This window comes from Mesorhizobium sp. WSM4906 (assembly GCF_029674625.1).
Lineage (GTDB): Bacteria > Pseudomonadota > Alphaproteobacteria > Rhizobiales > Rhizobiaceae > Mesorhizobium.
This window is the reverse complement of record NZ_CP121355.1, coordinates 4,443,067-4,455,043: the sequence shown is the minus strand read 5'-3', so window position 1 is coordinate 4,455,043 and position 11,977 is coordinate 4,443,067. Positions and strand designations below refer to the sequence as shown.

Sequence of the window (11,977 nt, the reverse complement as noted above, 5' to 3'; positions counted from 1 at the left end):
TCGGCTGGTGTGACATGCGCCCGCGGAAGGGGGTCTTATGCAATTGAATAAAAAGCTTTTGGCGATTATCGGGAAACGCTTTCCCGCCATCTACGATGTCATCCCGCACGGACCACAAGGTGGGGTGCGCGTCGCACTCAATCCACAGCCGCTCCCGCCGCATGAACTGGGCGCCGCGGTTGCCGACGAGTTTGTCCGCTCCGCTTGGGTGGCCGAGCGAGGTGGGCTCGATATGAAGGCGGTGTTGAGCGACCTTGACGATTGGTGCCCCACGCGGCCGAAGATACCGAAGCTTCCGCCGTGGTGGGGCCCGTTTTCGCCGGAGCCGGAGCCGCACCCCGAGTGGTTTGTCGACTTCCATCTGGGATTTGCGGCTCGGCTGTCGGCGATCGCAACGGGCACGCGCCTCGATAAGACTCTCGATCAGGCGATCGACCGTTCCCTGACCGCGATCGAGGCTACGAAGCTCTGACGAGGCTGCTGAAGCCGAGGGCCATTGAGGGCCATTAAGTTTAAGGGCGCCAGAAGGCGCCCTTTTTCACGAGAGGATGGCTACGCTCGCGCGGCTGTCATACCGCCGAGCCGTAGAGGTCGTAAGCATCGGCGCGGTCGATCTTGACCGTGACGATCTCGCCGGCGCGCAGCGGCCGGCGCGACTGGATGTGCACGGAGCCGTCGATCTCGGGCGCGTCGTATTTGGTGCGGCCCTTCGCCGAGGTGCCGTGCGCCTCGTCGATCAGCACCGGCAGGCGCTTGCCGACCTTCTTGGCCAACTGCGTTGCCGAGATCTTCTGCTGGCGCTGCATGAAGCGGTGCCAGCGCGCTTCCTTGATCTCCTGCGGCACCTGTTCGAGGCCGAGCTCATTGGAGCGAGCGCCCTTGACCGGTTCGTATTTGAAGCAGCCGGCGCGGTCGATTTTCGCCTCGTCCAGCCAGTCGAGCAGCATCTGGAAATCGTCCTCGGTCTCGCCGGGGAAGCCGACGATGAAGGTCGAACGGATGGCAAGGTCCGGGCAGATCTCGCGCCAGCCGCGAATGCGCTCCAGCGTCTTTTCGCCATGGGCGGGACGGCGCATGTTCTTCAGCACCTGCGGCGAGGCATGCTGAAAAGGGATGTCGAGATAGGGAAGGATTTTTCCCTCCGCCATCAGCGGAATGACGTCGGCGACATGGGGGTAGGGGTAGACATAGTGCATGCGTATCCAGATGCCTAGCCGGCCAAGCTCCTCGGCGAGGTCGAGGAATTTCGCCCGCACCTCGCGATCGCCGAACAGGCTCGTCTGGTACTTGATGTCGATGCCGTAGGCGCTGGTGTCCTGCGAGATGACGAGGATTTCCCTGACGCCGGCCTTGGCGAGCTTTTCGGCCTCGCGCAGCACGTCCGCCGCCGGGCGGGAGACGAGGTCGCCGCGCAGCGCCGGGATGATGCAGAAGGTGCAGCGGTTGTTGCAGCCCTCCGATATCTTCAGATAGGCGTAATGGCGCGGCGTGAGCTTCACACCCTGCGGCGGCAGAAGATCGACGTACGGGTCGTGGCTCGGCGGAGCGGCCTCGTGCACCGCAGCCATCACGCTCTCATAGGCCTGCGGGCCGGTGATCGCCAGCACATTGGGGTGTTTCTCGCGGATGACCTCCGGCTCGGCGCCGAGGCAGCCGGTGACGATGACGCGGCCGTTTTCGGAAAGGGCGGAGCCGATGGCGTTGAGCGACTCGTCACGCGCCGAATCGAGGAAGCCGCACGTGTTGACGACGACGAGATCGGCGCCGTCATGCTTGCGCGCGATCTCGTAGCCCTCGGCGCGGAGCCGCGTGATGATGCGCTCGGAATCGACGAGCGCCTTCGGGCAACCAAGACTGACGAAACTGACGCGTGGGGCGGACATTAGCAATTTCCAAGAAAACTAGATCGCTGATCCGGCCGAAGCCCCTTCATATCGATCTTTGGCGCGTGGCTGAGCCAATTCGCGCGGCGCAATAGCACGCTTCGGCAATCAAGCAAACCGGCCAATTGGCCGCGCTACATGTTGCCGATCCGAAGCGGTCTGCCGCCAGGAGGTTCAGTGGCCGTCCGGCCCGAACCAGGGCGCCAGAAAGGCGAAGTGGTCGGGAAACTGCTGCACGGCGCCTTCGAGCAGCATATTGATCGCGACGTAAAGGATGATCAGCAGGCCAACATACGCAATCCAGCGGTATTTCTGCAGCAGGCGCGCGACGAAGGATGCGGCAAAGCCCATCAGCGCGATCGACAAGGCCAAGCCGATGACGAGCACGGTCGGGTGCTTCATGGCGGCGCCGGCGACGGCCAGAACGTTGTCGAGCGACATGGAGACGTCGGCGATGACGATCTGCCATGCCGCCTGCGAGAAAGTCTTGCGCGGTCCGTTGCCGGCGATCTTCCCATCCTTGTTGTAGTCGTCGTTCGACAGCGCTTCGGTTGCGTCGCGCTCGTCTTCGGGGCTGACGCGCAGCTCGCGCCACATTTTCCAGCACACCCACAAGAGCAGCAGGCCGCCCGCGATGAGCAGCATCGGCCCGATGCTCAGCAGCCATTGCGTGATCAAAGCGAAGAGAATGCGAAGGACGGTAGCCGCCGCGATGCCGACGAGGATCGCACGCTTGCGCTGATCCGCCGGCAGGCCGGCTGCGGCAAGGCCGATCACGATCGCGTTGTCACCCGCGAGCGCGAGGTCGATCGCGACGACTTGGAGAAGGGCTGAAAGGCCTGCGGCAGTAAATATTTCCATAAACTAGAAATCCTTGCCTCAAACGAGCGTCGCTACAACTCATCGCGATCTTTACAGATTCGCTCTGTGCGCTTTAGGTCCTTGATTTTACGCATGTCTTTGTCCCGAAACCGGTTCCCACTTTCGGGAGACATGCCTTAGTTGTCCAGACGGGGCCTAAAGGCACGCCGTATCAGCGTCAAGACACTGATTCAGGACTGACGGGAAAACAACTTCGTCCGCGGCCGGCGCAAAGAATTTTCAGCCGGGCGCGGCGGCACTGAAAAAGCGGCCGACTAGTCGTAAAGATTGTATTTTGCCCAGTCGGTTTCCGGGATTTCGTCACCGATCTTGTAGCGGAACTGCAGCACCTGCATGTGATCGGGCGCGGTCTGGCACTTGAACTTCAGCCGGAACCATTGACCCTTGCTGCGAAAGGCGGCGCCGGGGCTCCTGATTGCATCGGCGCTCATCTGCGGCGTGGCGAAGGCATAGGCGACGACGCGGTCGGCTTTGTACTTGTGGTCGTCGTGGCTGATCCGGTCGAGCACCTCGGCGTCGCAACGCTGTTCAAGACGGGTCTCCGGATCGAGTTTCAGCAGGCCGGCGCGCAGCGCGTTGTCCATCGCCTTGGCCGGCCAGGCCAGCGTCAGAGGCGCCAGAACCATCAGGCAGAGCTTTTTCATGGGCGCGAGAAGCAGCATATTTTGTCTGAGAAATCAACCAAACGCACGCGCTTGTGAGATCGGTTCCGGATTGGGCTCACCGGCTCGTGATTCGACTTCGCCGGGCAGCCCAACGGATCTAAAAAATGCCTGCTTTGGCACAACTTAGGCCGACTGCCTTTGGTGTCGCGTCAGCCGATAGCGTTCTCTCCTCCGTCCTGATCGGCCGCCCCCGCGTCGGACACTTGACTATCGCCGGAGCCGGCCGGGGCGAGCACCGTGACATCCATCCGAGCGATCCTCGATGCTGCCCGACCTTGAGCGCCCGGCTCGCTGTCGCCCGTCTCCAAAACGGAGGCTTTCGCCAGATGACCGACGCTCTCAGCGCTCTTGCCGGGAAAACTCGCCTCGGGTGATGCCGGAAGTCTGGCGGTACGCTGCACTGCGCCAGCGTTCTGCTGGCTTCCAATGGGGGAGGTCATGGCTGTGCTCCGGTGGATGACCGCCGCCATCTAGCACGGCTGGCTGGCGCCAACCTTGCGGATTTCAGCAATTGCTAACTAAGCCCAAAAGCGCATTGGCAACTGTTGACTTGGCGGGCGGAGAGCGACGAAACAGAGAACTACGTCTACGCTATAGCCCTCTCTAGGATTGGGGCGCGAGCGAATGGCTGCAATGGGGTGGTTAGCGGCCGGGCGGCTCTCCAACGTGCAACGGCCGCTTCGCGCCAGATAGCGGACTCTCGACCGACACTTGGCGCTCGATGGTGGCCAGGTTGGCGCGACTTGCGACTTATATGGCGCGATTGGCAATGCCCGCCCGGCACTAGCGTGCTAGCCTAAGCGGCGCATATGGAAGAGCGTCGCGCATATGGAAGAGCGTCGCTATGTCCCATGGTCCTGATCGCTGCAAATTGCCGCCCGCCCTGTGGCGCGCATTGGAAAGCCACGGCATATCGCCGTCGGCAGTGCTGCGTCAGGCACGGCTGCCGGCCACGCTGCGCGTCGAGGAAAAGGCCGTCGTAACGACCAGAGAGTTCTTCGCGCTCTGGCGTGCGGTCGAGGCGCTCACGGACGAGCCCGCACTCGGCATTACCCTGGCCGAAAAGACCCCTACCGCACTCAATCCGCCGCCGATACTGATGGCCTTCTACGCACGGGACTATCGTGACGGCTTGCTGCGCGTCGCGCGCTTCAAACAGCTGTGCGGACCGGAGAGGCTGGATTTCCTGCGGGCTGACGACATGGAGAGCATCGTGCCAGCGTGGCTCATTGCCACCGAGCAGCCGCCGGCCATCTGCATCGACTCGGCGTTTGCGGCGCTCCTCGAACTGGGGCGCCGGGGCTCTGGCCGCCCCATCGCACCGGTCCGCGTGGACTTGGTGCAGCCGGACCCCAAGAACGGACGGCACCGCAAATATTTCGGCTGCGAGGTCCGTTTCGGCGCGACGCGCGATGCCATGCACCTCCGCTCGGCCGATCTCGACCGTCCGTTCCCCGGCCACAACCCGGAACTCCTCGACCTGCTGACGCCCGCCTTGGCGTCGTCGCTCGAGGAGATCACTGCCAACAGTTCCACCAGTGAACAGGTCAGGGTCGTGCTGAAGCGCCGCATGGCGAGCGGCCGTCCCGATATCGCCGATGTGGCGCGGGAGTTGGGAATGAGCGCACGCACCCTGCAGCGACGCATCACCGAGGACGGCGCAACCTACCGGCAGCTGCTGGAGGAGGCGCGGCGGGAACTGGGCCGGGATATGCTCGCCAGATCCTCGTTCGAGATCGACGAGATCGCCTACATGCTGGGGTACCAGGATACGAGTTCATTCTACCGGGTGTTCCGGGAATGGGAGGGCATCACCCCAAGCCAGTGGCGCCAGACCCGGCAGGAAAGCGTACACTGAAGCTTCGCACAATGGCGCGATCTGCCAGTTAAGTGTCGCCATCGGTGAATGAACGCCGGGACACATCCTCCTACTTCTATGGTGCGCTCGATGGGAGCGCTGCGTGAAGTAGGAACGCTCCATGTCTCCGAAAAATTGGCTCATCACTGGAACCTCCCAGAAGGCCGTCGCCTACGCCACCGACTTCGCCAACTGACCCTGAGCCGGCTCTGGGCCAATAGGTTCGGCCGGCTACCCACCCCAAGCAACGGGAGGTGCCATCATGGCCCGCTCATCCAATTCAAGGAAGAAAGCCGCCCTCGTTACCGGCGCGTCGTCGGGCATCGGCAAGGCGACAACCCTCAAGCTGATCGACGCGGGCTACGCGGTCTACGCCGCCGCCCGTCGTGTCGAGCAGATGCAGGACCTCGCACGGGCCGGAGCAACAGTGGTCGCTCTCGATCTAACCAAAGACGAGGATATGGTAACAGCCGTCGACCGGATCGTCTCTGAGCACGGCGCGGTCGACATCCTCATCAACAACGCCGGCTACGGCTCCTACGGGGCCATTGAGGATGTCCCGGTCGATGAGGGGCGGCGGCAGTTCGAGGTCAACCTCTTTGGCTTGGCCCGGCTGACGCAGCTAGTCCTGCCGAAAATGCGAGCGAACCGATTCGGCAAGATCGTCAACATCACTTCGATCGGCGGCAAGGTCTACACCCCATTCGGCGGCTGGTATCACGCCACCAAGCACGCTCTCGAAGGCTGGTCGGACTCGCTTCGCCTCGAGGCCAAGCCGTTTGGCATAGACGTCGTAATCGTCGAGCCTGGCGGCATCAAGACCGAGTGGGGGCATATCGCTGCAGACAATCTGAAGAAGACCTCGGGAACGGGAGCCTACGCGGCGGCGGCCAACAAGGCAGCCGACGGCATGCTAGCGACCTATTCCAATTCGCGCCTCTCGGATCCGTCAGTGGTGGCGACCACGATACTCAAGGCCATTGCGGCGCCAAGGCCGAGAACACGCTACCACACCGGCTACATGGCTGGCACGGTCTTGCGGCTGCGCCGCCTCCTCAGCGATCGGATGTTCGATCGCATCATCACGACAATGGTCTGAACCATGGCGAATTCTGGATCGGAGCCGGTCCGGGCATCGCATCGAAACGGCCCGCACTTTCGCAGCCAAGGGCCACGACCTCATACTAACATCCCGCCGTCCCGAAAAACTCTCGGCGCAGATCGAGGCTCTGGGGATGAGCGGCAGGTCCCTCGTGGCCGAGCGGCTCGACCCGGCAGACGGAATAGCGGTGACCGCATCGGTGCACCGCTATGCCGGAACCGTCAAATTCCCTGCGATCGATAAACGCGACCCTGCCGGCAATGATCCAGAGGGGCGAGGGCACTGCCCTGTTGACTGGAGACGCTCCTGCCGATGCTCCCCATCCATCGCCATGACACTCAGCGGAGCCAAGGTTGGACTTCGGACAATGGCCCAAGCCCTATTCGAGCCTCTGAGACCCGGAATGTCCACATTACAATGCAGACGGTCGCCGCATTCGTGGAACCGGAAAGACCAGCGGCGCAACATCGCGCAAGCTTACCGGTCCATCCACGATTCGCCTTTAGCAGCATGGAGAGCAGAGCAGCCATAACCTTCGCCCCAACAGACGGCAGTCGCGTCCGCGAGCCAAAGACGGTCGTCAGGAACCGTCCGCTTTGGACCAAAGGCTGCCATTGATTTAGAAGCTCGCAAATGACCGAGATGGCGTCGAAAACTGCCGTCGCTGCGCTCAAGATATATCGGGCTGTAGCGTAAAATTGGTGGCTTCGTATCTCACCCGGTGGAATGCGGCGATCGGCGGCAATATCGCACCATAGCGGGCAATCGGCGGCGTATGGCGGAGGGAGTGGGATTCGAACCCACGGTGAACTTGCGCCCACGCCGGTTTTCAAGACCGGTGCCTTAAACCGCTCGGCCATCCCTCCAATGCCCGGTCGCAACTGGCCGCATTGGCGGCGGAGACCGGGGTGCTCTGCTCTAGTGTGGGGCGACAAGACATGTCAACCGCGCCGTTGAAGGCGGCAGTCCTTGCCGATGCCCAGCGTCGCCTCGGATCAGGCCTGTGAACGGGCCTGCCATAATCTCGCCCTGTTGCGGCCATAATCGATTAACATCGTGATAAGCAATTCCTGTGCACAAAGGGATTGGGGATCAAGGTGTTGCTGGCATTGGCGGGCGCTTGGCTCCGACCGGTGGCGGCGAGACTAGGGGACAATCGAAAACATGCAGACTTCGGCGCGCCCGCGTCTTCGTCGCGCTCCTGCTTTCGCACTGTGCGCCCTGTCGGCGGTGCTGCTTGCCGGCTGCACGTCCACGCCGCAACCGAAAGGGATGGTCGACAAGCGGCCACGCTCCAAGGAATATTTCGCCGAATCCGAATATGGCGTGAAGGCGAGCCCGCGCGTTGCCTTCATGCGGCGCGGCGGCGGCCGCGACCAGCTCGGCAAGCCCTATCAGGTGCGCGGCAAGTGGTATTATCCGAAGGAAGACAGGCACTACGCCAAGGTCGGCCTGGCTTCCTGGTACGGCGATGCCTTCCATGGCCGGCTGACCGCCAATGGCGAAGTCTACGACACGGCGCAACTGACGGCGGCGCATCCGACGATGCCGCTGCCGAGCTATGCCCGCGTGACCAATCTCGACACCGGCAGCTCGGTCATCGTGCGCGTCAACGATCGCGGCCCGTATCATGAGGGCCGCATCATCGACGTCTCGCAGCGTGCCGCGCAAATGCTCGACTATGACAAGGTCGGCACGGCAAGGGTGAAGGTCGAATATGTCGGCCGGGCGCCGCTCGACGGCAATGACGACCAGTATCTGATGGCCTCCTACCATCCCGGCAACAGGCGGCCCGATCCCTCCGACGGCCTGCCGACCGGCGTGATGGTCGCCATGAACGGCCCGTCGCCCAGCATGCAGACGGATGCGCCTCCGGCCGCCGTTCCGTTCCCCGGCCAGTTGACCAATTCGGGACAGGCTTTCACCGCGCAGCCAGGACTGTCGGAGCAGCCGACCGTGCAACCGGCGATGTCGGCGCAGGCGCCGGGCGCCAGCGATGTCGCCTTGCCGGATTTCGGGCCGATCGTGCCAGAGCGGCCGGGGTTGCGGCCGGAGTTCAGACTGCCGCCGAACTCGCCTTTCGCCATGGCCTCGCTGTCCTATGCGGATGAGCGCGTCAGTCGCGCCGACGTCTTTGCCGCCCTCGACGGCAGCGGCATGTCGCCGGCCGACATCCTGCAGTCGTGGAAGAAATCCAACCCCCAGGGGCAGGCGCCGGCCTCGGACTATGTCGCCGCCGGCTCCTTCGACGATGCCGCCGAGGCGAAGCGCGTGGCGGCGGCGCTCGAGCCGTTCGGCAGGACCGAGATACAGCGCACCGAGCTCGACGGCAACGACTGGTATGCGGTCAACGTCTATCCGAATGGCCATGGCAGTATCGACGACCTGCTGCAGGCGGCATGGTCGCACGGGGCGCCGGACGCGTTAGTTGTGCGAAACTGATCTGTTTCGCAGGCTCGGTTGATCCGTCGGAAAAAACCCTGCTAGCTTGGCCGGACGATTTTTTGCGCAATTCCGGACGGAAACTTGCTGCGCACTTTTCCTGGGATTGCTTGGGGGTCGAGACTTCATGCAATTGCGCTTCTTTTCGCCGTTCGCCGGTTCGTTGGGACTGGCCCTTTTGCTGCTTTGCCTTGGCCCGGCGAGCGCACAGCTTTTCGAGACCAAGGCGGCCCAGGCCTTCATGATCGATGCCGATACCGGGACGGTGCTTTTCGCCAAGGATGCGGACAAGCCTATTCCGCCGGCGTCGATGGCCAAGCTGATGACGATGGAGGTGGTCTTCAACGCCGTCAAATCGAAGCGGATCACGCTCGACGACACCTTCGTGGTCAGCGAAAACGCCTGGCGCACGGGCGGCGCGCCGTCTGGAACTTCGACCATGTTCGCCAAGCTCAAGTCCGCGGTCCGCGTCGAGGATCTGATCCAGGGCGTTACCGTGCAGGCAGCCAATGACGGTTGCATCGTGCTTGCCGAAGGCATGGCCGGCTCGGAAGCGAATTTCGCCGCGCAGATGACGGAGCGCGCCCGCGAGATCGGCCTGCAAAAGTCGACCTTCGTCAATTCGACGGGGCTGCCGGCAGACGGCCAGCAGACGACGGTGCGGGAACTGACGATGCTGGCGCTGCATATCTGGCGCGACTATCCGGAGTTCTTCCACTATTACGGGCAGCCCGACTTCACCTGGAACAAGATCTCCCAGAGGAACCGCAATCCGCTCTTGGCCATGGGCATCGATGCCGACGGCTTTGTCGCCGGGGCGAGCGAGACCGCCGGCTTTGGCATCGTCGGCACGGTCAGCCATAACGGCATTCGCGTGATCGCGGTGCTCAGCGGGCTGGCGAGCGACCGGGAACGCTCCGAAGAGGCGCGCAAGCTGCTCGACTGGGGATCGCGTTCGTTCCAGAAGACGGAGATCTTCGCCAAGGGCGAGGTTGTCGGCGAAGCCGAGGTTTTCGGGGGCGCCAAATCCGGCGTGGCCTTGAAAGCCAAGGGGCCGGTGGACATCTTCTTGCCGATAACCAACCGCGACAAGCTCACGGCCAGGATCGTTTACAATGGTCCGGTGGCAGCGCCGGTGGAGGAGGGGCAACCGGTCGGGGAGTTGCGCGTTTGGATAGGCGACACGCTCAGCCAGCAGACGCCGCTTTTCGCCGCCGAGTCGGTGAAGGTCGGCACGCTGCCGCAGCGTGCGCTTGATGCCGCCAAGGAACTGGCTGTCGGCTGGCTGCGTCAGAAACATTTGTGATCGGGCAGGCTCGTGGACCTTTTGTCGGACGGGAGCTATGACAGCGGCCAGCACGGGCGAAGGCATTCTCGATTGGCGAGCGGATTTTTCATCACCTTCGAAGGCGGCGAAGGAGCCGGCAAGTCGACGCAGATCGAGCGGCTGGCACGGCGCATGCGCGCCAAGAAGTATGAGGTTCTGGTGACGCGCGAGCCGGGCGGCTCGCCGGGCGCCGAGGCGGTGAGACATGTGCTTCTGTCCGGCGCCGCCGAACCCTTCGGCCCGAAGATGGAGGCGATCCTTTTCGCCGCCGCGCGCTCCGACCATGTCGAGCAGGTGATCCGGCCGGCGGTCGAACGCGGCACGATCGTGCTCTGCGACCGCTTCATCGATTCCTCCCGCGTCTATCAGGGCGTCACCGGCGGGCTCGACCCGGATTTCATGGAAGCGCTGGAAGCGGTCGCGATCAACGGCATGGTTCCCGACATGACGCTGATCTTCGACATCGATCCGGCCGAAGGCCTGAAACGCGCCGCCGCACGTCGCGGCGCGGGCGATAGCGCCGACCGCTTCGAGAAGGAGACTTTAGCCATCCACCAGCGCCGGCGCGAGGCTTACCTGGCGATCGCCGAGGCGGAGCCGGATCGCTGCATCGTCGTCGATGCGTCAGCCGATCCCGAAACGGTGGAAAACGTCATCACGGCGGCCGTGTTCGCGGTGCTGGAAAAGCGGATGCCGGTGCAAAGGAAGCAGACGGCGCCGGCATGATCTTCGAACGCATCGCCCCCGAACAGCATGACACGCTGGACGGCGTTCCCGAGCCGTCGGAGACGCCGCGCCTTGTCGGCCATGCGCAGGCAGCAGGCATGCTTGCGGCAGCCTACCGCGCCGGCAAGCTGCCGCATGCGTTGATCCTGGCCGGGCCGCACGGTATCGGCAAGGCAACGCTTGCCTTCCATCTGGCGCATCATCTTCTCAAGCATCCGGATTTTGCCGCAGCGCCAGAAGCGCTGGCGGTTCCCGATCCGGCGTCGTCGCTGTTTCGCCAGATCGCCACCGGTGCGCATCCTTCGGTTCTGCATCTGACGCGTCCGGCCAACGACAAGACCAAGAGCTTCAAGACGGTGCTCACCGTCGACGAGATCCGCAAGGTCAGCCGCTTCCTGTCGATGACCTCGCATGACGGCAGCTACCGCGTCGTCATCGTCGATCCGGCCGACGACATGAACACCAATGCCGCCAATGCCTTGCTCAAGAATCTCGAGGAGCCGCCGGCGCGCACCCTGTTCATCCTGATCGTGCATGCGCCGGGCAGCCTTTTGCCGACGATCCGGTCGCGCTGCCAGATGGTGAGGCTGACGCCGCTTGCGCCGGACGAGCTGATGGCGGTGCTGGAAAATGTCGAGCCGCCACCGCCGGACGACCCGGCGGCGCGCGCGGCGCTGGCCGAGCGGGCAGGGGGCAGCGCCCGCAACGCGATCCTGCTGACCCAATATGGCGGGCTGGAGATCGCCGGCGCGCTCGATGCCCTGGTGGCGGCGCAGAAGCCCGACATTGCCGGCGCCCACCGCCTCGCCGAGGCCGTGGCCGGGCGCGACCAGGCGATCCAGTTCGATATCTTCAACCGCCGCGCGCTCGACCTTCTGTCGGCGGCGGCCAGCGAAGCGGCTTTGGCCGGCGACCTCGCCAGGGCCAAAACGCTGTCCGAGGCTTGGCACGAGGCCCTGAACACGATATCTGAGGCCGAGACCTACAATCTCGACAAGAAGCAGCACGCCCTGACCATGATCGACCGCCTGAATTCTGTGATGCGAATGTGACGGTTTGTTTTGATGCATGCCGTTGCCCAAAACCGGGGCC

At 63.5% G+C, this 11,977-nt stretch carries 11 protein-coding genes and 1 tRNA gene; 7 read left to right on the top strand and 5 right to left on the bottom strand.

Going from position 1 to position 11,977, the window contains the following annotated elements; genetic code table 11:
• The first annotated feature begins 37 nt into the window (after nt 1–37).
• The gene (locus tag QAZ22_RS21370) at nt 38–472 is read left to right on the top strand and encodes a hypothetical protein (protein ID WP_278202682.1); all 435 of its coding nucleotides are present in this window, start codon (nt 38–40) and stop codon (nt 470–472) included.
• A gap of 97 nt (nt 473–569) precedes the next feature.
• Here QAZ22_RS21370 and rimO read toward each other — a convergent pair whose 3' ends face one another.
• The 4 genes from rimO to QAZ22_RS21350 all read right to left on the bottom strand — a co-directional run bounded on the left by rimO (nt 570) and on the right by QAZ22_RS21350 (nt 3,870).
• Nucleotides 570–1,883 (bottom strand): 30S ribosomal protein S12 methylthiotransferase RimO, encoded by a 1,314-nt coding sequence (gene rimO / locus QAZ22_RS21365; RefSeq protein ID WP_278202681.1) that lies wholly within the window; start codon nt 1,881–1,883, stop codon nt 570–572.
• Nucleotides 1,884–2,057: 174 nt separating this feature from the next.
• Nucleotides 2,058–2,744, bottom strand: coding sequence for a TerC family protein (locus QAZ22_RS21360; RefSeq protein ID WP_278202680.1), 687 nt, complete (start codon nt 2,742–2,744; stop codon nt 2,058–2,060).
• Nucleotides 2,745–3,019: 275 nt separating this feature from the next.
• A complete protein-coding gene (locus QAZ22_RS21355) occupies nt 3,020–3,427 on the bottom strand; it encodes a DUF930 domain-containing protein (protein WP_278202679.1) in 408 nt (135 codons plus the stop codon).
• Nucleotides 3,428–3,579: 152 nt separating this feature from the next.
• Nucleotides 3,580–3,870, bottom strand: a complete 291-nt coding sequence (locus tag QAZ22_RS21350) for a hypothetical protein (protein ID WP_278202678.1) — start codon at nt 3,868–3,870, stop codon at nt 3,580–3,582.
• Between the two features lie 404 nt (nt 3,871–4,274).
• On the opposite strand from QAZ22_RS21350, the gene QAZ22_RS21345 reads away from it, so the two are divergent.
• Entirely contained in the window at nt 4,275–5,288 is a 1,014-nt protein-coding gene (locus tag QAZ22_RS21345) for an AraC family transcriptional regulator (RefSeq protein ID WP_278202677.1), read from the top strand.
• 262 nt (nt 5,289–5,550) lie between these two features.
• Nucleotides 5,551–6,387: an oxidoreductase gene (locus tag QAZ22_RS21340; RefSeq protein ID WP_278202676.1), complete on the top strand. Its 837-nt coding sequence runs from the start codon at nt 5,551–5,553 to the stop codon at nt 6,385–6,387.
• A 779-nt stretch (nt 6,388–7,166) separates the two neighbouring features.
• Here the strand turns inward: QAZ22_RS21340 and QAZ22_RS21335 are convergent.
• Nucleotides 7,167–7,256: transfer RNA gene (locus QAZ22_RS21335), tRNA-Ser, on the bottom strand.
• Nucleotides 7,257–7,554: 298 nt separating this feature from the next.
• On the opposite strand from QAZ22_RS21335, the gene QAZ22_RS21330 reads away from it, so the two are divergent.
• The 4 genes from QAZ22_RS21330 to QAZ22_RS21315 all read left to right on the top strand — a co-directional run bounded on the left by QAZ22_RS21330 (nt 7,555) and on the right by QAZ22_RS21315 (nt 11,937).
• The gene (locus QAZ22_RS21330; protein WP_278202675.1) at nt 7,555–8,832 is read left to right on the top strand and encodes a septal ring lytic transglycosylase RlpA family protein; all 1,278 of its coding nucleotides are present in this window, start codon (nt 7,555–7,557) and stop codon (nt 8,830–8,832) included.
• 127 nt (nt 8,833–8,959) lie between these two features.
• On the top strand, nt 8,960–10,138 hold the full coding sequence (locus QAZ22_RS21325) for a D-alanyl-D-alanine carboxypeptidase family protein (protein ID WP_278202674.1): 1,179 nt from the start codon (nt 8,960–8,962) through the stop codon (nt 10,136–10,138).
• A 72-nt stretch (nt 10,139–10,210) separates the two neighbouring features.
• Nucleotides 10,211–10,885, top strand: a complete 675-nt coding sequence (gene tmk, locus QAZ22_RS21320) for a dTMP kinase (protein ID WP_278202673.1) — start codon at nt 10,211–10,213, stop codon at nt 10,883–10,885.
• The gene (locus QAZ22_RS21315) at nt 10,882–11,937 is read left to right on the top strand and encodes a DNA polymerase III subunit delta' (protein ID WP_278202672.1); all 1,056 of its coding nucleotides are present in this window, start codon (nt 10,882–10,884) and stop codon (nt 11,935–11,937) included. The genes tmk and QAZ22_RS21315 overlap by 4 nt, the downstream gene beginning before the upstream one ends.
• Nucleotides 11,938–11,977: the final 40 nt, after the last annotated feature.

Coding starts and splice junctions, on each gene's coding strand:
- QAZ22_RS21370 (WP_278202682.1), top strand. CDS start 38: ATGCAATTGAATAAAAAGCTTTTGGCGATTATCGGGAAACGCTTTCCC.
- rimO (WP_278202681.1), bottom strand. CDS start 1,883: ATGTCCGCCCCACGCGTCAGTTTCGTCAGTCTTGGTTGCCCGAAGGCG.
- QAZ22_RS21360 (WP_278202680.1), bottom strand. CDS start 2,744: ATGGAAATATTTACTGCCGCAGGCCTTTCAGCCCTTCTCCAAGTCGTC.
- QAZ22_RS21355 (WP_278202679.1), bottom strand. CDS start 3,427: ATGCTGCTTCTCGCGCCCATGAAAAAGCTCTGCCTGATGGTTCTGGCG.
- QAZ22_RS21350 (WP_278202678.1), bottom strand. CDS start 3,870: ATGACCTCCCCCATTGGAAGCCAGCAGAACGCTGGCGCAGTGCAGCGT.
- QAZ22_RS21345 (WP_278202677.1), top strand. CDS start 4,275: ATGTCCCATGGTCCTGATCGCTGCAAATTGCCGCCCGCCCTGTGGCGC.
- QAZ22_RS21340 (WP_278202676.1), top strand. CDS start 5,551: ATGGCCCGCTCATCCAATTCAAGGAAGAAAGCCGCCCTCGTTACCGGC.
- QAZ22_RS21330 (WP_278202675.1), top strand. CDS start 7,555: ATGCAGACTTCGGCGCGCCCGCGTCTTCGTCGCGCTCCTGCTTTCGCA.
- QAZ22_RS21325 (WP_278202674.1), top strand. CDS start 8,960: ATGCAATTGCGCTTCTTTTCGCCGTTCGCCGGTTCGTTGGGACTGGCC.
- QAZ22_RS21315 (WP_278202672.1), top strand. CDS start 10,882: ATGATCTTCGAACGCATCGCCCCCGAACAGCATGACACGCTGGACGGC.